Annotated in this window: 19 protein-coding genes; 6 read left to right on the forward strand and 13 right to left on the reverse strand. The window is 30.5% G+C overall.

Going from position 1 to position 18,990, the window contains the following annotated elements; genetic code table 11:
- Nucleotides 1-2: 2 nt before the first annotated feature.
- Nucleotides 3-200, forward strand: coding sequence for a cold shock domain-containing protein (locus BET03_RS11520; protein WP_120170448.1), 198 nt, complete (start codon nt 3-5; stop codon nt 198-200).
- Nucleotides 201-389: 189 nt separating this feature from the next.
- Here the strand turns inward: BET03_RS11520 and BET03_RS11525 are convergent, their stop codons facing one another.
- Entirely contained in the window at nt 390-1,805 is a 1,416-nt protein-coding gene (locus tag BET03_RS11525; protein ID WP_120170449.1) for a glycoside hydrolase family 18 protein, read from the reverse strand.
- Between the two features lie 216 nt (nt 1,806-2,021).
- On the opposite strand from BET03_RS11525, the gene BET03_RS11530 reads away from it, so the two are divergent.
- Entirely contained in the window at nt 2,022-3,257 is a 1,236-nt protein-coding gene (locus tag BET03_RS11530) for a serpin family protein (protein WP_120170450.1), read from the forward strand.
- A gap of 100 nt (nt 3,258-3,357) precedes the next feature.
- Here BET03_RS11530 and BET03_RS11535 read toward each other — a convergent pair whose 3' ends face one another.
- The 4 genes from BET03_RS11535 to BET03_RS11550 all read right to left on the reverse strand — a co-directional run bounded on the left by BET03_RS11535 (nt 3,358) and on the right by BET03_RS11550 (nt 5,210).
- Entirely contained in the window at nt 3,358-3,549 is a 192-nt protein-coding gene (locus BET03_RS11535) for a hypothetical protein (protein WP_120170451.1), read from the reverse strand.
- Between the two features lie 359 nt (nt 3,550-3,908).
- Nucleotides 3,909-4,340, reverse strand: a complete 432-nt coding sequence (locus tag BET03_RS11540) for a hypothetical protein (RefSeq protein ID WP_120170452.1) — start codon at nt 4,338-4,340, stop codon at nt 3,909-3,911.
- A gap of 212 nt (nt 4,341-4,552) precedes the next feature.
- Nucleotides 4,553-4,735: a hypothetical protein gene (locus BET03_RS11545; protein WP_120170453.1), complete on the reverse strand. Its 183-nt coding sequence runs from the start codon at nt 4,733-4,735 to the stop codon at nt 4,553-4,555.
- A gap of 274 nt (nt 4,736-5,009) precedes the next feature.
- Nucleotides 5,010-5,210 (reverse strand): hypothetical protein, encoded by a 201-nt coding sequence (locus BET03_RS11550; protein ID WP_120170454.1) that lies wholly within the window; start codon nt 5,208-5,210, stop codon nt 5,010-5,012.
- Nucleotides 5,211-5,408: 198 nt separating this feature from the next.
- On the opposite strand from BET03_RS11550, the gene BET03_RS11555 reads away from it, so the two are divergent.
- The 3 genes from BET03_RS11555 (at nt 5,409) to BET03_RS11560 (ending at nt 6,580) form a co-directional block, all read left to right on the forward strand.
- Nucleotides 5,409-5,915 carry a hypothetical protein gene (locus BET03_RS11555; RefSeq protein WP_120170455.1) on the forward strand — a complete coding sequence of 169 codons (507 nt, stop codon included), beginning with the start codon at nt 5,409-5,411 and terminating at the stop codon, nt 5,913-5,915.
- Between the two features lie 142 nt (nt 5,916-6,057).
- A complete protein-coding gene (locus tag BET03_RS13720) occupies nt 6,058-6,228 on the forward strand; it encodes a hypothetical protein (protein ID WP_183108847.1) in 171 nt (56 codons plus the stop codon).
- 49 nt (nt 6,229-6,277) lie between these two features.
- The gene (locus tag BET03_RS11560) at nt 6,278-6,580 is read left to right on the forward strand and encodes a spore coat protein (RefSeq protein ID WP_120170456.1); all 303 of its coding nucleotides are present in this window, start codon (nt 6,278-6,280) and stop codon (nt 6,578-6,580) included.
- A gap of 60 nt (nt 6,581-6,640) precedes the next feature.
- Here the strand turns inward: BET03_RS11560 and BET03_RS11565 are convergent, their stop codons facing one another.
- The 8 genes from BET03_RS11565 to BET03_RS11600 form a co-directional block, all read right to left on the reverse strand.
- Nucleotides 6,641-8,287 carry a BCCT family transporter gene (locus BET03_RS11565; RefSeq protein ID WP_120170457.1) on the reverse strand — a complete coding sequence of 549 codons (1,647 nt, stop codon included), beginning with the start codon at nt 8,285-8,287 and terminating at the stop codon, nt 6,641-6,643.
- Nucleotides 8,288-8,631: 344 nt separating this feature from the next.
- Nucleotides 8,632-9,945, reverse strand: a complete 1,314-nt coding sequence (locus BET03_RS11570; protein ID WP_120170458.1) for a histone deacetylase family protein — start codon at nt 9,943-9,945, stop codon at nt 8,632-8,634.
- Complete coding sequence (locus BET03_RS11575; protein ID WP_120170459.1) at nt 9,938-11,617, reverse strand: hydantoinase/oxoprolinase family protein; 1,680 nt, start codon at nt 11,615-11,617, stop codon at nt 9,938-9,940. Before BET03_RS11575 ends, BET03_RS11570 begins: the two co-directional genes overlap by 8 nt.
- A 26-nt stretch (nt 11,618-11,643) precedes the next feature.
- Entirely contained in the window at nt 11,644-12,750 is a 1,107-nt protein-coding gene (locus tag BET03_RS11580) for a tRNA-queuosine alpha-mannosyltransferase domain-containing protein (protein WP_120170460.1), read from the reverse strand.
- Between the two features lie 119 nt (nt 12,751-12,869).
- Entirely contained in the window at nt 12,870-14,228 is a 1,359-nt protein-coding gene (locus tag BET03_RS11585) for an NCS2 family permease (RefSeq protein WP_120170461.1), read from the reverse strand.
- A 339-nt stretch (nt 14,229-14,567) separates the two neighbouring features.
- Nucleotides 14,568-15,014, reverse strand: coding sequence for a staygreen family protein (locus BET03_RS11590; RefSeq protein ID WP_120170462.1), 447 nt, complete (start codon nt 15,012-15,014; stop codon nt 14,568-14,570).
- Nucleotides 15,015-15,111: 97 nt separating this feature from the next.
- Nucleotides 15,112-16,653, reverse strand: coding sequence for a PTS transporter subunit EIIC (locus BET03_RS11595; RefSeq protein ID WP_120170463.1), 1,542 nt, complete (start codon nt 16,651-16,653; stop codon nt 15,112-15,114).
- 104 nt (nt 16,654-16,757) lie between these two features.
- Entirely contained in the window at nt 16,758-18,083 is a 1,326-nt protein-coding gene (locus BET03_RS11600; protein WP_120170464.1) for a 6-phospho-alpha-glucosidase, read from the reverse strand.
- Between the two features lie 186 nt (nt 18,084-18,269).
- Between BET03_RS11600 and BET03_RS11605 the strand changes: the two genes are divergently transcribed.
- Nucleotides 18,270-18,989: a GntR family transcriptional regulator gene (locus BET03_RS11605; protein WP_120170465.1), complete on the forward strand. Its 720-nt coding sequence runs from the start codon at nt 18,270-18,272 to the stop codon at nt 18,987-18,989.
- Nucleotide 18,990: the final 1 nt, after the last annotated feature.

The raw sequence follows: 18,990 nt of genomic DNA on the forward strand, positions 1-18,990 counted from the left end.
TAATGGTAGGTAAAGTAAAATGGTTTAATTCTGAAAAAGGCTTTGGATTTATTGAATGTGAAGATGGAAATGATGTTTTTGTACATTACACAGCAATTAATGAAAATGGATTCAAAAGCCTTGAAGAAGGTCAAAGTGTTGAATTTGATGTTGTTGAACATGCAAAGGGACCTCAAGCTGCTAATGTAGTTAAATTATAAATGAATAACTATGTTTATGTTTAAGACCAAAAGGGTCTATTCCAATAAATTGGAATAGACCCTTTTTTATAACATATAGAAAATTACAAATAAATAAAAATTGTGGATAAAATATAATTTCCGTCATATGTTCCACAAAAGTCAATCTTGAGAATCTTCTATTTTTGATAGAAGACTTTTTTACTTTAATTAAACTCTTTTTCTAATAATAAAATTGTCTTCAAGTAAAGCCCAGTTTTGTGGGAAGGGATATCCTAAAACCCAATAGCTTATACCCCTTAAACCATATTCCTTTACAGTATCAAATTTTGCTTGAGCACTACGAGCGTCTTCAAACCATACTTCATGTAACCTTCCTTGTTCATCTCTATATCGATAAAATGGTGATTGAGATACTGAATCATACATAATAGTAGCCCCATTTTCTACTGCTCTTAATATAGCTTCCTGAATACTAAAAGTTTCTGCTTCTTGACCTTGGACATGAGGAAGAAGCCAATCCCGTGCATATATCTGAAAACCAAAAAAGATTTTATTTCTAGGTATAACAGAAACTGCATAATCAAGGACACGTCTAATTTGGTTTAATGGTGATATTGACTGTGGAGGTCCTAATCGATAACCCCATTCATATGTCATCAATATTACAAAGTCAGCAATTCTACCATGTGCTTCATAGTCATGTGCTTCATACAATAAACCTCTTTGTTCTGGACTTGTTTTAGGTGCTAATGCAGTTGAAACAAAAAAATCTTCCCGGTGTAAACGGTCTACTGCTCGCTGAATAAATTGGTTATAAAGTTCACGGTCATCTGGAAGTACATTTTCAAAATCGATATTTAGACCTAAATATCCTTTTTCTCTCATTACATTAATGATATTTGTAAGCAAACGTTCTTGAATTTGGGGATTAGCCAAAATAATGTGTGCTAAATTTTCTCCTAATTCAGTTGCGGTAAAATTTGTAATAGACATCATTGGAACTACATTTTCTTCATATGCTGCTATAATTGCTGGAACATCATCTATTGGTGCAAGATCTCCGTTTTCTGTAACTAGATATGCAAATGGACTTAAATAAGTTAGGTGCTCTCCATCTTTCCTTACTATTGGAACAGCTTCTTCTCCAAATTCATAAATATATCCATTTACGTCAATAACAGGTCTAGGTCTTAAGGGAATAACTAGTATAGTACCTGGATATATAAGATTAGGGTTTTCAATATTATTTATTTTTAATAAGGTTTGTAAAGAAACCCCGTACCTTCGTGCTATTTCCCATAATGTTTCCCCTGGTTGGACTTGGTGTCTAGGTGCAGGAATATATAATCTAAGTCCAGGGTAAATATAATTGGGATTTACAATATTGTTAGCTTCTATAATTGTTTCAACAGTAGTTCTATAAAGTTGGGCAATTTGCCATATTGATTCATCAGGACGTACAGTATGAATAACATCTTCAGTTGGAATTATTAACGATTGCCCAACCACCAATCGATTTGGGTTTGGTAATTCATTAACATTTATTATTTCTCCAAGAGAAACCCTATAATAGGTAGCAATTTCCCAAAGTGTTTGCCCAGGTTCTACTACATGAATAATCATGGACTAACAGCTCCTTTTTTTATTCCTATTCACAGTTTATGTAGATTCTTATAATATGTGCTAAAAACATATATATAAACGATAAAAATATAAAAAGAATAGTTTAACTATAAAATTTTTGGTAAACAGTGAAGATATTGTATGAAAAAGTATATATGGAACTTTTTTAAAAAAAAGGAGGTCAAATATATAAAAGCTAGATAGGAGCTGAGTAATATGAAAAGAGTATTAACCATAATGATTTCTATTATTTTAATCGGGTCTTTATTGGTTGGATGTGCAATTAATACAGATGGAAGCATTTCAAGTAAAGACTTAAACTATAATAAAAATAAAATTAAAGCAAGTGTTGTTGATGGGAACAGTCAATTTGCCTTTAATATATTCAAAGAGCTTAACAAGGGAGATAGAAATAAGAATATTTTTATATCACCATTAAGTATATCAACCGCCCTTTCCATGACATATGAAGGTGCAAGGGGTATAACTAAGGAAGGAATGGCTGAGGTTTTGGGATATAAGGGAATTGATATTAATATTCTTAATGAAAGTTATAAAAATTTATTAAGATACTTAAACCAAGTAGACCCTAAAATTGAATTAGATATTAATAACTCAATATGGATTAGAAAAGGTGAGAAAATTAATGAAGATTTTTTATCTACTAATAAAGATATATTTGATGCCTATATAAATGAATTGGATTTTTCTGAAAAAGATGCAGTAGATAAAATCAATAATTGGATTAATAATTCAACAAAGGGAAAAATAAAAAAGATGATTAATGGACCAATTTCACCTCAAGTTGTGATGTATCTTATAAATGCCATCTATTTTAAAGGAGAATGGACTGAAGAGTTTGATAAGGAAAATACTTTTAGAACTAAGTTTTATGTTGATAAAGAAAATGAACAAAATGTTATGATGATGAATAGAAAAGGTACTGTTGAATATTTACAAGGGGATAACTTTAAAGCTGTAAGACTTCCCTATGGAAATGGAAAGGTATCTATGTATTGTATACTTCCTAATAAAGGGATTTCAATTAATAACTTTATAGATAACATGGATAAAGATAAATGGGAAAAAATAAGAGAAAGTATTTCAAAAACAGAAGATGTCATACTACAAATACCTCATTTTAAGATAGAATATGGTATAAAGAAATTAAATAATAGTTTAAAAGAATTAGGAATGGATGAAGCATTTAGTAGTTCTGCTAATTTTTCAGGTATTCGTGATAATATTTTTATAAGCAGAGTCCTTCATAAAGCTGTAATTGAGGTTAATGAAGAAGGAAGTGAGGCAGCAGGAGCTACAGTAGTGGAAATGCAGGAAACTGCCGCAGTAGAGCCTACAACTTTTATAGCAAACAGACCCTTCTTATTTATGATTGCAGATGATGAAACTGGAACAATACTATTTATAGGTAAATTATATGATGTAGATTAGCAGAATGCTATTTAATAAAAATATAGTGGAATGCCTGGTTGCCAAGGAATTAGATGTTAAAATATATTAAATATTTATAATATGGTATTAGCCAAATATTTTATTGATATAGATTACCTTCTTTTTTAATACAGAAGTTTAAAACAAGACACTTACACATATTGAAAAGACAACCTACTTCTTCTGGTGCATCAAAATCACAAACTGGGCCAGCTACTCCGCCTTGAACATTATCTAATTTTTCAGCATTTTCAGCTACAGCTTCAATTGCTTTCTTAATTTCGTTAGGCATATTATTATACCTCCTTTTTAATTATATGATTAAATTTTGGAAATTTTTCTTAGTTTTATCATACTTTATACTTAAAAGAGAAAAATAAATTTTTGGCTTTCCCCAGGCATTCCTTATTTATCTTAGGATTTGTTTAAAAGGAAGGCTTGTTCCTTTTTTCAATAATATAGTATTAATGAAGTTAGTTTTGTGTGACTACTTTTATAAAATAAAAAACTCTTACACAATAGGTTGTTTCATTTTTACCTATTGTGTAAGAGTTTTTTACAATCCTTGTATACCTTTAAGTCCATTAAAGGGGCCTCCTTGGTGAATTTCCAAAATAAATTAGTTATTTAATATAATATGTAATACTTTATTTAAAACAGAATATCTGTGTATGGGAAGTCTTCTATATCATTAATTTTTCTTTCTAGCTTTTCAATTTTTCTATTCATTTTTTTAAGGGCTTTTTTAATTTGTTGGATTTCTTCTTCGTAGTTTTTAGTATCTTCGTCTTTAGTATCTTTTTTGTTTGATAGGGCAGAAACATTTATATAAATTTGAGATATATTATTAGTATTAATATCTTGGATATTTTCTTCTTTACTATCTTTGGTTTTGACATAGATTTGAACATCACATAATAAAAATTTTATCATTTTAGAATTCCAAGCTATTTTACAATCACCATTATCAATAAATCCTTCTTCTTCTGGTAAATGAAATAATGCTTTAAGAGCTTCTTCATTTTCTAGGACAGTTTCAATAATTTCAGGTGTGACTAATTTAGGTATCTTTATTTCATCCATTTATATTTCCTCCTTATATAACTAATCTATTTTTATAATATGTCTACACTATCATTTATGTTACAGATAAAATGATTTAACCTTATATATAAAAATATCAGTCCCATAAATGGGACTGATATTTAATAAAATAGAAAGGAGAATGCTGGGATACCTAGGGAGTTTACAAATTACATTAGATCATACTTAATTGTTTAATTGCAACAAATAAATTAATCTTTGTTTGGTGGTCCGCCATTATCAGGTGGTCCAGGTGGTCCGTCATCTTCTTTTTCAATACAGAAGTTTAAAACAAGACACTTACATATATTAAAAAGGCAACTTACTTCTTCTGGGGTTTCAAAACTGCAAACTGGAGCACCTACTCCACCTTGAGTTTTAATTTTGTTAGGCATACTATTATACCTCCTTTATATTGATAAGATTTAATAAAGTTCTTGAATTTTCCCAGGCATTCTATATTTTTCTACAAGGAAGGCTTGTTCCTTTTTTCAATAATATAGTATTAACAAAGATATATTTGTGTGACTATTTTTATAATATGTTTATATTATTTACCTTACAGATAGAATTAGCTTAAAATTATAAATAAAAAAAGAAAGGTAAATGCCTGGGATACCAGGGATTTAGAAATTAAAGCATACTTAATTATTTAATTAAGAGAATATATTAACAATTTGAAGGTGGTCCGTCATTTTCTTTTTCAACACAGAAGTTTAAAACAAGACTCTTACAAATATTGAAAAGGCATTGCACTTCATTTGGAGCATCAAAATCACAAACTGGAGCACCTTGGCCACCCTGAGCATTTTCTAGCTTTTCAGCATTTTGAACTACAGCTTCAATTGCTTTTTTGATATTGTCAGTCATATTATTATACCTCCTTTACATTGATAAGATTGAATAAAATCCTTGGCTTTTCCCAGGCATTCTATATTTTTCTAAAAGGAAGGCTTGTTCCTTTTTCCAATAATATAGTATTAATAAAGTTAAATTTGTGTGATTGTTTTTATAAGGAATTTGAATACTTTTATAGATAAATCATATAAATTAAAAAGGAGAGATACAATGAAAAAAATAATAACTATTATTATTTTAGTTTTAAGTATTTTAAGTGTTGGCTGTAGTAAAGGTGATTATCTTTTTGAAAAGAAATCATTTAAGAAAGATGAAATTACTTATCTAGACTGGAAAGAATATAGGGGAAAAATACGTATAACCTATGAATTTTGGAATGTTTCTCCAACTAAAAATATATGGTCTACTAGTCAAGAAGAAGTTAGGTTTATTTTTGATGAGCTTAAAAAAAGCAAAGAAGTAAATTCAAGTAAATATGAGGGTATTTCTAGATATGCAATAGTTGTAGTTAAAAGGTTAGAGGATAAAAGAAATCTTTTAGTTTTTGTTATAAATAAAAATGGGATATTGAAAATAGGTAATAAATACTTTAAAGTAACAGATAAACTGTGGAACCATCTTTTAAAAGTAGAGAAAAGGGAGGAAAATGTCTCAGTTGAAGTTGAAACTAAAAGTATGCCAATTAAATATAATAAATCTCATGACTTTTGTGATTAATAGAATATTTATAATTTGCAAAAAATGGAATAGAATATAAAAAATCAAAGCAAAGCAATAAATTCACATGATTAATATAAAAATTTGAACAAAAAATATAAATAGATATTAGACAATATCATGAAAAATATGGAGGTAAAATATGAGAAAGCTTGCTGAGAGTGAAATATTATCCTTAACTAATTTATTAAAGATGGAGAAGGATGGCTTAGCAGTAATGAAGGCCATGCAGACTTTAATAACTGATGAAGAATTAAAAAAACAGGCAGAAGCTGGTATATTAGCAGCTCAAGGTAGAATAAAAGGGATTTAGCAGTTTATTAATGAGAATCAAGTTACTGGTACAGAGGAGGTACAGTAATATGACATCTTTTCTAGGTAATAAAGTAAAACAAAATACAGATATAAATGATGAGGTTATAGCAGATAATTTAATGGCTTCTGCCAAAGCAGCAGCAAATGCATATTTAAATGCATCTTTAATTTCCACTACTCCAGAATTAAGATCAATGTATTCTTCTAGTTTAAGTCAAGTAATGTCAGGGCATGCTGCCTTATCAGAATTAGCTTTAAAGCGTGGATGGGCAAAACCTTATGACTCACCTACGCAACAATTATCTAGTGAATACAGTAAATCAAAATTTGTAGTTAGAACTGAAGGATAGTTTTAATACTAAAAAAGGAACCCTGCTTTTAGGGTTCCTTTTATAAATATCCAATCTATTTTAAGCTGATATTTCGCCTTTACCAGATTTATATTTATCAAAACTATTATCATATAATTTAATTTTTTTATCTCTAGTTTGTCTTCTATAGGAAGTTTTAATACTTTTAATAAGCAGTATACTCATAATGGTTAGTATAATAGAAAATGGTAATCCTGTACTTATTACAGCTGTTTGTAAAGCAGAGAGTGCCTTTTCTCCACCGATTAGTAGTAATACTGCAGCTACTAAACCTTCCATACAAGCCCAGAATACTCTTTGTGGTACTGGTGAATCTAGCTTTCCACCAGAAGTAATATTATCTACTACTAGAGAACCCGAGTCACTTGATGTAACAAAGAAGGAAATAACCAATAGTGTACCTATTGTTGATAGTAAAACTTTTAAAGTTTTAGTTAAAACTGATATATCTAAATGGTTTACCATTTCAAATAAAGCAACTGGAAGATTATTTTGCACTACATCAAATAATTGGCCATTTATTTGGTTGTCTATATATATAGCACTTCCACCAAAAACTGATAGCCAAATAAATGATAGAAGAGAAGGTACAATTAGTACGGCTAAAACAAATTCTCGAATGGTTCTTCCTTTTGATACTCTAGCTATAAACATTCCAACAAATGGTGACCAAGAAATCCACCATGCAAGATAAAATACTGACCAACTACCTTGCCAAGAACTATTTTCTAATGAAACAAAGAATGAATACTTAATTAAGTCATTTGTGTAGACTCCTAAAGAATTAGAAAATATTTTTAATATATATGATGTTGGCCCTAAAAGTAAAATGGCACTCATAAATACAAAGGCTAATTTTATATTTAGCTTAGAAAGCATCTTAACTCCCTTATCTATACCTGAGACTACTGATAAAGTAGCCATCAAAGTAATAACAGTAATCAGCATAACCTGTATTTTAACATCAAAATCTATTCCTAGTAGATAAGATAAACCACTGTTAATTTGTTGTACTCCAAGACCTAATGAAGTAGCTAATCCAAATAGGCATGCTATAACTGCTAAAACATCAATAATATCACCAATAATCCCAAAGACTTTATCCTTTAGTATTGGATAGAATACAGATCTTAGAGAGAGTGGAAGTTTTTTATTGTAAGCGAAAAATGCTAATGCTAATGATATTAAGGCGTATATACCCCATGGATGAAGTCCCCAATGGAAAAATGTAGTAGCCATTGCTGAAGTTGCTTTATTTGCACTATCAAAGATTGGAGGCTTAACTGCAAAATGATATAAAGGCTCTCCAACCGCCCAGAACATTAATCCAATTCCCATTCCTGCAGATATTAACATTGAATACCATGCAAAATTTGAGAATTCAGGCTTACAACCAACACCACCAATCCTAACTTTACCCAATCTTGAGAAAGCTAGAAACAAACATATAACTATAAAAAAGTTACTTGATAATATAAACAACCAGTCACCTTTAGATATAATAGTATTTTTTATATTTTCAAAAAGTTGGCTTGCATGCTCTAGATTAAAAAGTGCATAGGATGAAAAAAGTAATATAAACAAGCCTGATACAATAGAAACAACAGGATTCATATCCAATCCAAATTTTGTGAAGTTTCTACTATAAAGCTTATTTTCTAATTGTTCAGTAATATTTTTTTGCATATCATACCACCTTTTTTATAGTTTTTTTATACAATAAAAAAGGCACTCTACCTCCATGGTTGCCCATAGAGGTAGAGTGCCTAAGTTTCGCTAAACTTTAGCTCACTTTATACCACTAATATGATTTAGTAGTATAGTTTAGGCCCATTTTGAACCTAAACAGACCCCAGCTCTACGAAATGTTTTTCGACAATAGTTTCACTCTAAAATGGCTGGTTTACCTAAATCTGCAGTATGCATATTTAAGCTCACCAGCCTAGCTACTACTATTGTCTACTTCACATTCATAAAAATAGATTATATAGATTTTTAATACCACGTAATATTATAGCATATTTATTATACTATATTTTAGAGAAAAATTCATCATTTACTTTGTCTTGAAGGTAAATTTTTGAGAATTTACCTTTTTGTGTTGTTTTGTATAGTTCATAACCTTTATTAATACAACTATCACAACCATCTCTAGGGATTATTATTGCTAATAATTTATCTCCCCTGTCTGATTTTGACTTTATTATTATTAAACCTGAACATGATGAACATACCTTTATCTTTTCTTCTTGATTTTCCATTATTCCATCTGTGTCATAATAGATTCTCTTATTCCTTATAACATATTCTTTATCTTTAAATAGTTTTTCAGCTAATGCTTCACGGTTTTTCCAGTTTGAATAAATATCACTACATAACCTTTTTATATATTTTGTAATTTCCTCAGATTGACTTACTTTTTCAGGAGTATAATCAGGTTCTTTTACTTTGCTATAGTCAAGTCCTGCCATAGCTAATATTATACCGAGGTTAATGTAAGGAAGGGCTCCTTCAATTGAATAGCCTCCTTCTAAAACAGCTATGTCAGGGTTTAACTTTTCATTAAGCTTTCCATAGCCCTGTGCCGTGAAATTCATGTTAGTTATAGGGTCAGTATAATGATTATCTTGCCCAGCAGAGTTTATTATGATGTCAGGTTTATATTCTTCAAGTATAGGAAGAATAAGATTATCTAATACATATAAAAAACCTTCTTCACCTGTATTAGGAGGTAAAGGTATATTTAAATTATATCCAAAGGCTCCTGGTCCACCTAATTCATCTTGAAATCCACTTCCGGGAAATAAAGTTCTACCGTCCTGATGGAGGGATATAAAAAGAGTATCTTTATCATTCCAATATATATCTTGGGTTCCATCACCATGATGACAATCAGTATCTATTATGGCAATTTTCTTATTACCGTATTTTTTCCTTATGTACTCAACCATAACTGCTTCAATGTTAATTATACAAAACCCCCTATCACCATATACAATCCTATGGGCATGATGACCGGGGGGTCTTACTATAGCAAAGGATTTTTCTGTTTCGTTATTTAGTACAGCTTCAGCAGCCCTTATTGCACCTCCAGCAGAAATAAGATGGGATTTTGGAACTTTTGTATTTACATCAGGATAGCAAAAATGAACTCTATTAATATCTTTTTCTGTGGCAATGACTGGATTAAAAAGTTCAATTCCATCTATGTCAAAGATACCCTCCTCTTTAAGCTGGTCCATTGTATATAAAAGTCTTTCTTCTCTTTCAGGATGAGTTGGACTTATTTGCCAGTCAAAGGCAGGAAAGAAAACAAGTCCTAATCTTTTTTTTGCCTTAAGCATTATTTATCCCTCCAATTCTTTGGATAAGTCCAGGTTTAATTTGCGCCTTTACCCTAATATTTTTACCTGAAGTAAAGAACCCCCTTACCATATTAAAGCTACTTTCTTCAGTAATTTCAATGTCATCTGGATTATAATCTACATAAAAATCCTTTGTACCTTCTATAAGTAGTTCTATAGCATCTTTCTTTGCCTTATCTAGGCTATAGCTATTATCAATATTTTTATAAATACCCATCTCTGGGACAGAAAGTTTTTTGCATTCTGTATCAGCCATTAGATTAATTTCAAAGGTTCTTTTTGCTAATGCAGCACCAACAGCATTTGCTATATCATAATTTTTAGGCACTTTACAAGGTATTCTAAACTTTTCCTCAAGTATATGAGAAACGGCTTTTGCAGGACCACCTATAGCTATAATCTTTTTAGGTTTTATTTTTTTACTATAAAGAAGTTCATGGATTGTATATACTGGCTTACTATTAATTTCTTTAAGAAGACTAAATACTTTATGTTTAATTATTTCACCGAACTTATCATATATTTTCTTAGCCATTTCTTCAGGATTTATATTTAACTTATCTCCAATAATTTTCATTGCTTCTAATGCCTTTTTTCTATTACCAAAATTAAGCTTTCCTAATACTATCATTGCATCGCTAGGAGTTGGTGTAAGACCATCTAAGGCCATTGGAGGACCTTGACGTTTTGGTCCTATAACAATTTCTCCTTTTTCATTAACCTTTATTGCACTGTCGCCTCCAAGTCCTATTGAAACATTGTAAATAGATCTTATTAGAGTAGGATAATTAGAAATAGTTATTCCATTTGGTACAAGTAGTGGGACTCCATCTGCTAAAAAAGAGATATCTGTTGTTGTACCACCAATATCAAGTAATATTGCATCACTATTTAAATTAAAAAATGCAAGACAGCCCATTACACTAGCTGCCGGGCCTGATAGAATAGTTTGAACTGGATAAATAGATGCATTTTCTAATTCAAGTGTACCGCCGTCAGCCTTTAATATATGTATAGGGATATTAATTCCCTTATTTATAAAGGCATTTTTTATAGCAATAGAGAAATTATTAAAAGAGTTATATACAGTAGAATTTAGATAAGCTGTATATATTCTTCTAGGGAAACTTAAATTACCGGAAAGCTTATGTCCCATTGTAATAGGTGAAAATCCATAATCTTTAAGTATATTTTTAATTGCAAGCTCATGGGATAGATTTCTTGTAGAAAACTTTGTAACTACAGAAGCAGCTTTAACACCTTTAGATATTATCTTTTTAGCTTCCTTATGTACAAGTTCGCTGCTAAAGGGCTTAATTTCCCTTCCTCTATGGTCTATATATCCATTAAGAAATACAGTATAATCACCACAGGTAAAATTTGAAGGATCAATTCCAGGACCACTTTCTATAAACATTGCTACAGGATTATTTTTACCCTCAATGACAGCATTTGTTGATATAGTAGTACTTAAGTTGACTTTTTTAATACTATTTAAGTTTTTATTTTTTAAAAGCTCTTCTAATGTTTCCCAAATAGAAATAAACAAATTATCTTTGTTAGTGTTTTTTTTAGCAGTATCAATTATTTTGCCATCTTCAACAATAACAGCATCTACATGGGTACCACCAGTATCAAGACCAATAATCAAGTTATATCCCCCCAAAAAGTTAATTATTATTTACTAACTACTTTTTCAAATAGGTTATCATATAATTTAACCATTACCTTCCAATTATATTTAGATGCTAAAGGACGTAGTGATATTTTTCTTATTTCATTGATATTTTTAATTGCAGTTTCCAATTTTCCAACAAGCTCATTAAAATCATGATAAAAATGGCTTTTATATTTTTCATAGGGAATTAATTCAGGATATGTAAGTCTTTTAGGTAAAATAGGATAACAGTTACAATATATTGCCTCCATCACACTTATGCCAAAAAATTCTTGATTAGATGTAACAGGCAGTATATCAGCTCTATTAAGCCATTTAGCATAATCAGAAAACTCTTTTGTCATTCCAAATGCAACAATATTATCTTTTAATTCTTCTTTTGCTATTAAAAAAGATTTAGGCTTTTCCTTGTAGTCTTTACCTAAAACTGCTACCTTAAAATTAACCCCTTTATTTTTTATTATTTTCAATGCTTTAAAAAAGTCATCAGGATTTTTATCATATTCCCATCTATGGTTCCATATGATAAGAGGTTCTTTTATCTTTTCAATATCTTTATATTTATCAAATTTTTCTAGGTCTAATCCTAAGTTTAAAACACGACCTTTTTTCTTTATTAACTTAATATTATCTAGTCCTCTATAATCTGGCATAGACTTTAAAAATGAATATAATGAATTTAAAAACGAATCCATATGATACTTTGAATTAAAAAATATGTAATCTGAAGCTAATACTGATGAGTAGTTTATAAAACCATAGTGTAAATCCCTTTTAAGTTGAACGTCTTTATCTCTAGGGGACCATGGATATGATAATTGATTTTCATGGAAATACATGCAAATCTTTGTATTATCTAGTTTTTCTTTAGCTAGTGCTATGAAAGTTGTTAAATCTAACATATCTGTAGCAATTATAAGATCAGGATTAAAGTCAATTGATAAAAACTCCTTAGCTAGATGGATAGCACCACCATGCATACGCCATTTCCAGAAGCGACCATCCATACTTAAAATTTCTACATTATGTCTACTGTATTTTCTGTAACTATTGGCCCAAACAGCGTGGGAACCAGTATAATAGGGTTCTATTATTAAAATATTCATATTATCCAACCTACCTTATCCTTATTTCACAACTAATATTATGATATATCCAATTATAAATTTTATCAATTTTATAAATAAAAAATCGAGGGATGAAAACATCCCTCGATAATTGACCTTTATCCAAATAATATTTTTACTACAAAGAGTATCACAGTTCCATACATTAATGGAGAAATCTCTTTATACTTACCTATTAAAAGTTTTAAAACTACATAACTTATCATACCAAATACTATACCTTCTGAAATACTATAGGTTAATGGCATCATGATAATTGTTAAGAAGGCAGGAATTGCTTCAGTGAAATCATTAAAGTCTATATCTTTTATTGGTGACATCATAAAAAGCCCTACCAATATTAAAGCTGGTGCTGTAGCAGCAGATGGTATCATTATAAATAATGGAGATAGAAATAGGGCTATTATAAACATACAAGCTGTTGATAAAGCTGTAAGTCCAGTTCTACCACCTTCAGCTACCCCTGATGCACTTTCAACATAAGTAGTAACTGTACTAGTTCCTAATAGTGCACCAAAAGTTGTTCCTATAGAATCTGCAAATAGCGCCTGTTTAGCTCTAGGCACATTACCATCTTTATCTAACATGTTTGTTTTTGTAGCAACTCCTACTAGTGTACCAACTGTATCAAACATATCAACAAATAGAAAAGTAAATAGTACTATTAACATTTCTATAGTAAATATATTGGTAAAGTCTAGCTTAAAAAATATAGGTTTTAAAGATGGTGGTGTAGCGATAAACTTTAATCCTTCAGGTAGTTGTGTAACCCCCATAGGAATACCAATAATTGTTGTAATTATTATACCTAGTAGTAATGCCCCTTTTATTTTTTTAGCTAACAAGAAACCAGTTATAATTAGTCCAAGTAAAGCAAGAAGTCCTGAACCTGAAGTAATATTACCTAGGGTAACAGGAAGACCATCCAGTTTGCCATCTCCCACATGGAACATACCACTTTTTACTATACCTGAGTTATAAAGGCCTAAAAAAGCTATAAATAGTCCAATACCAACAGAAACAGCTTTTTTTAATGTTAAAGGTATTGCATTAACAATTGCTTCTCTTATATTAAGAAAAGTTAGAACAATAAATATAATACCTTCTAAAAATACAGCTGTTAATGCAGTTTCCCAAGAATATCCCGTTCCTAATACTACAGTAAAAGCAAAAAATGCATTTGGTCCCATAGCTGGTGCCAGTGCAAATGGAAGATTAGCATGAAAGGCCATTACTAATGTAGCAATAATTGAAGATAAAGCCGTTGCAGTAAATAATGCTCCAGAATCCATTCCTGTAGAAGATAAAATATTTGGATTTACTACTAGTATATATGCCATAGTCATAAATGTAGTTATACCAGCCATTATTTCTGTTTTTACATTTGTGTTATTATCCTTTAGTCTAAACATTTTTTCCAATGGTGAAGTAGAGTTTTTTACTTTAGTTATTTCCATAAATTAAGCCTCCCTTTAGAATATAGCTTTAAAAAACAAAATGGCGTAAATTAAATATAATGATAGAAATTTTATAAGACATAGCACGAATTATATTATTATAGACTAGATTAATATTCGCACATTAATATATATTAATATATTTAATATCTAATAGTCAATAGGAAATTCGAATTTTTTTGTAGTGGGAATATATATATTTCGGATTATAACGAATATATAGATTAAACAACATAAAATAGTTCGGGTATTAAAGTATAAGAGTAGAGGATTGTACTAAACAATTAAGTGTATAAAGCAAAAAAGGTGATAGAGCAAATGCTTTATCACCTTTTAAAACTATTTATAGTCCGAAAGGGTTCCCCAGTATTCAATACGGTTAAAATATGGATTTATGGAATCGAAATATACAAAAACGGGTGCGTTATCTAAATAGGGATGGATATTAAAAAACTCTTTATCACCAAATCGTATAGCTTCGAGGGCTAAAGGTAACTCACGAATGAAAATTTTATTTCTGATATAGGTATTCATGGGTCTAAACTTCCCATCTACATATACATATACACAAAAAATATATCTATTATTTCTAATTTTCCATTCTGCTAATACTTCATCCCTTGTTGGATTTATTTTATCATAAGCATAATATTTTCCTATAGTTAAAAACAATTCAGCAGTAATATCAGAGTGAGTTAGTGTATAACGTCTTGGTATAATGGGTCTTAACTTAGTTACTCCATTTCTAAACTCAACGAATAATTTTTGTGGATTGAGTCTTTCCAAGTTATCCCACCTTTTATTTTTTCTTTATAATATTCATTAGTTTTAAGTGGGGTGATTAATATAAAGAATAGGGACAATGGAGTAACCATTGTCCCTATTAAGATGCTATTATTCTATTTATTTCATTTTTATAGATATCTGAATGCCCTCCAAATACTGCTTGAATATTGTTCTTTACTTTTACAACTCCAGCTGCTCCCAGTGATTTTAGTTGTTCTTCATTTACTAAGTCCTTATTATCAACTTCTACTCTAAGTCTTGTAAAACATGCATCAACATGTTTAATGTTTTCCCTTCCACCAAAAGCATCAATTATTTGTAAAGCTAATTCTTGATTTTTTTGTTTCTTTCCTGCTTTTTTCTTGTTATAGTCACTTCTTCTATAAAGTTTTGCTTCTTGTCCACCTCTACCAGGAGTTGCTAAATTCCACTTAGTAATTGCATATGAGAATGAGAAATAATAAACAACGAAGAATCCTGCTCCAAGAACAATATTCATCCACCAATTAGGAGTACCAGGAAAAACGTTTACTAATATATAATCAATTAATCCTGAACCTCCTGCCCATCCTAGGTGTACATCTAAAATATAGCATACTGCGAAGGAGATTCCTGCCAATATTGAGTGATATAAATATAGTGCTGGTGCTACGAATAAGAATGTAAATTCAATTGGTTCAGTAATTCCAGTTAGGAAAGCGGTACCTGCAGCTGCAATTAACATTCCTTTTACAACAGGTCGCTTGTCCTTATCAGCATGTCTATACATTGCTAAAGCAGCCCCTAAAAGACCAAACATTATAATAGGGAATTTTCCTGCCATAAATCTTCCTGCTGTTACTTCTACTCCCTCAGCTATTTGTTTTAAGAAAATGTATTGATCTCCTGCAACTAAATTACCTGCTATTTCTACACTACCTCCAAGTGAAGTCCATAAGAAAGGAGCATACCAAATATGGTGAAGTCCAGTTGGAATTAAAAGTCTTTCAAGGAAACCATATAATCCAATATATAATGGATTCGTAGTGTCAGAAGCTATAATGTTTGCAAGACCATCAATTACACCTTGAATTGGTGGCCATACAACCATTAAAACAAAGCCTAATACTATAGAACTGAAAACCATTGCAATACCAACAAATCTATCTCCTGAGAAAAATCCTAAAACTTCCGGTGGTTGGAAAGTATGGAACTTTTCATATATATACACTGCTAAAAGACCAACCAAAATACCTCCAAATACGCCCATTTCTAGAGTCGGAATACCAAGGGCCATTCCTATTTTTCCGCTATTCGCTGCCATTTCAGGTGTTAGGTCCATTACAAAAGAAATAGTACTGTTCATTATTATGTATCCTATAAAGGATGCTAGTGCGGCAATTCCTGAACCACCTGTAAGTCCAATTGCAACTCCTATAGCGAAAATCATGGGAAGGTTTTCAAAGAGGCTAATACCTAATTCTAACATTCCAGAACTTATCTTCGTAAATATTGGATTTTGTAAGAAAGCAACTTGATCAGCTAGAGGTCCTGTTAAAGCAGCTCCTATTCCTAATAGGATTCCTGCAGCTGGAAGTAATGCTACTGGTACCATAAGGGCTTTACCAAACTTCTGTAATTTCCCAAAATCTGGTTTCATCATATTTCCTCCTCGTCATTTAGTTTGTTAGTTGTTTTATGGTAAGTTCACATCATAGAACCCACTATAATAGGGTTCCATGATGTGAAAAATTAAGTTCTTTATTAGTTTAATTCAGGCCAATATTCTTTATTTGCTTCAATTAATTCATCAAGGATCTTTCTAGCAACTGGTGCATTTACTACAGTTCTGTTTAGAGTTAATGCCTTTAATGCTTTATCATAATCATTTTCAAAGAAAGCATCAACAACTAATTTTTCATATGCTAACTGTCCTTCAATAAGGCCTTTATAGAAAGTTGGAATTTTACCTACTGCAAATGGCTTTGGTCCATGGTTTGTTATCATAGCTGGAACCTCAACCATTGCATCATCAGGAAGATTAGATATAATTCCATTGTTTTCAACTATAACAATGAATATATCGCCATTATTGTAAGCTAATGATGCTGCTACTCTGATCATATATCTTCCATGAATATCTGGCTCTAAATGAGCTCCTTCAGTAGTTTGGTTTTCAATAAGAGTTTTACATAACTCTTTAACCCTTTTTTCTCTTCCGTCCATTACTTGATTTGCTCTAGTATAGTTTGGATCTTCTTTTTCAACCATTTTTTGCGGATATAGATAATATTGCATGTATGTGTTAGGTAGATATTCAGGGAAATCTCTTAACATAACTTCTACTTGTTTAAAAGTTTTTATCCAAGATTGATCATTTGCTATTTCAGCATCTTCTGGAAGGAAGCCTTTGTTTAAAATATGGTCTTTCAATTCATCAGTAAGGTCATTTCCTTCCTTATCATATATTTTAGTAAACCAACCAAAGTGATTTAAACCGAAATATTCTGGTACTAAGTCCCAAATTTCTTTTCCTAAAATTTTTGCATAGCTTACCATTATTGCTGCTGGCATGTCACAGATGTTTAATATCTTTTTATCATTTGGGAAAACTCTTCTTAAAGCTTCAGCAACAATAGCAGCTGGGTTAGTATAGTTTAATATCCATGCATTAGGAGAATGTTTTCTTATATCCTTTATTAATTCTATCATGTCAGGAATTGATCTCATTCCATAAGCCATTCCACCTGGGCCGCAAGTTTCCTGGCCAACTACACCATTCTTAAGAGAAATTTTTTCATCCTTTTCTCTCATTTTAAGTCCGCCAGTTCTTATTTGTATGAATGCGAAATCTACATCTTTAAAAGCTTCTTCTTTATCAGTAGTGTATTTAAATTCTTCTAATTCAGGATATTTTTCCTTTAGTATAACTTCAGTTGCCTTAGCAACCCTTTCTTGTCTTTCCGCATCAATATCATAGAAAATAAGGCTTTTTAAAGGGAAGTTTTCTTTTTCTTTTACTAAACTCATTATCATGCCGAGAGTGTATGTACTCCCTGCTCCTACAATAACTAGCCTTTGCTTTTTCATAAATTTGTCCCCCTCTCATGTATAATTAGGTTACATTGATTTGAATTAAATTTGTACTAACATTTACAATACAAATTTAATACAAATTTTTATATTTGTCAATAGGAAATTTTTTAGCTTGAAAAATATGGGTATTTGTTTTATTCTTAATAGTAAGTTGAAATGTTAAAACAGGAGGTAATTTTAGTGGAACACAATTCATCACCTTTATATAGACAAATTGCATACAAGATAAAGGAACAAATTAAAAATGGGAATTATTCATATGGAGAAGCAATTCCATCTGAAAATAAACTTGCTAAACAGTATAATGTAAGTAGAGTTACTGTTAGACAGGCTATAGATACTTTAGTAAAGGAAGGACTTTTATATAAGATTCAAGGAAGTGGAACTTATGTAAAAGAGGCAAAAATAGAACATAATATATATACTGTTCAAGGCTTTACAGAAGAGATGAAAAAACTGAATAAAGAACCAGTTAACGAGATTTTAGAATTTAAAATGGGAGAGCCTGAAGAGAATGTAAGGAAGATATTAAAAATAGATGAGGGAGAAAAAACATTTTTTGTTAAAAGATTAAGGTATGTTGATGATATACCAGTTGTTCTAGAAAACACTTATCTTCCAGTAAAGCTTTTCCCAGATCTTTCTTATGAAGTGATGCTTTCATCTAAATATGAGTATATAGAGAAGGCAAAAAATCTAAGAATAAAAGAAAGTTATCAGGAGATTATACCCCTTTTGCCTGATGACAATTTGAAAAAAATGTTAAAATTAAAGGATAATATGCCCATACTAAAGGTTGTACTTTGGTCAACACTAGATAATAACATAGTTTTCGAATATACAGAACTTTACTTTAGAAGTGATAAATACAAATTTACAATCGTAGGAAAGAGGCATTAAT

It is taken from the genome of Thermohalobacter berrensis (assembly GCF_003609645.1).
Lineage (GTDB): Bacteria > Bacillota > Clostridia > Tissierellales > Thermohalobacteraceae > Thermohalobacter > Thermohalobacter berrensis.

Excerpts from the sequence above, each read along its gene's own strand:
- BET03_RS11520 (WP_120170448.1), top strand. The coding sequence starts at position 3 with ATGGTAGGTAAAGTAAAATGGTTTAATTCTGAAAAAGGCTTTGGATTT.
- BET03_RS11525 (WP_120170449.1), bottom strand. The coding sequence starts at position 1,805 with ATGATTATTCATGTAGTAGAACCTGGGCAAACACTTTGGGAAATTGCT.
- BET03_RS11530 (WP_120170450.1), top strand. The coding sequence starts at position 2,022 with ATGAAAAGAGTATTAACCATAATGATTTCTATTATTTTAATCGGGTCT.
- BET03_RS11535 (WP_120170451.1), bottom strand. The coding sequence starts at position 3,549 with ATGCCTAACGAAATTAAGAAAGCAATTGAAGCTGTAGCTGAAAATGCT.
- BET03_RS11540 (WP_120170452.1), bottom strand. The coding sequence starts at position 4,340 with ATGGATGAAATAAAGATACCTAAATTAGTCACACCTGAAATTATTGAA.
- BET03_RS11545 (WP_120170453.1), bottom strand. The coding sequence starts at position 4,735 with ATGCCTAACAAAATTAAAACTCAAGGTGGAGTAGGTGCTCCAGTTTGC.
- BET03_RS11550 (WP_120170454.1), bottom strand. The coding sequence starts at position 5,210 with ATGACTGACAATATCAAAAAAGCAATTGAAGCTGTAGTTCAAAATGCT.
- BET03_RS11555 (WP_120170455.1), top strand. The coding sequence starts at position 5,409 with ATGAAAAAAATAATAACTATTATTATTTTAGTTTTAAGTATTTTAAGT.
- BET03_RS13720 (WP_183108847.1), top strand. The coding sequence starts at position 6,058 with ATGAGAAAGCTTGCTGAGAGTGAAATATTATCCTTAACTAATTTATTA.
- BET03_RS11560 (WP_120170456.1), top strand. The coding sequence starts at position 6,278 with ATGACATCTTTTCTAGGTAATAAAGTAAAACAAAATACAGATATAAAT.
- BET03_RS11565 (WP_120170457.1), bottom strand. The coding sequence starts at position 8,287 with ATGCAAAAAAATATTACTGAACAATTAGAAAATAAGCTTTATAGTAGA.
- BET03_RS11570 (WP_120170458.1), bottom strand. The coding sequence starts at position 9,945 with ATGCTTAAGGCAAAAAAAAGATTAGGACTTGTTTTCTTTCCTGCCTTT.
- BET03_RS11580 (WP_120170460.1), bottom strand. The coding sequence starts at position 12,750 with ATGAATATTTTAATAATAGAACCCTATTATACTGGTTCCCACGCTGTT.
- BET03_RS11585 (WP_120170461.1), bottom strand. The coding sequence starts at position 14,228 with ATGGAAATAACTAAAGTAAAAAACTCTACTTCACCATTGGAAAAAATG.
- BET03_RS11595 (WP_120170463.1), bottom strand. The coding sequence starts at position 16,653 with ATGAAACCAGATTTTGGGAAATTACAGAAGTTTGGTAAAGCCCTTATG.
- BET03_RS11600 (WP_120170464.1), bottom strand. The coding sequence starts at position 18,083 with ATGAAAAAGCAAAGGCTAGTTATTGTAGGAGCAGGGAGTACATACACT.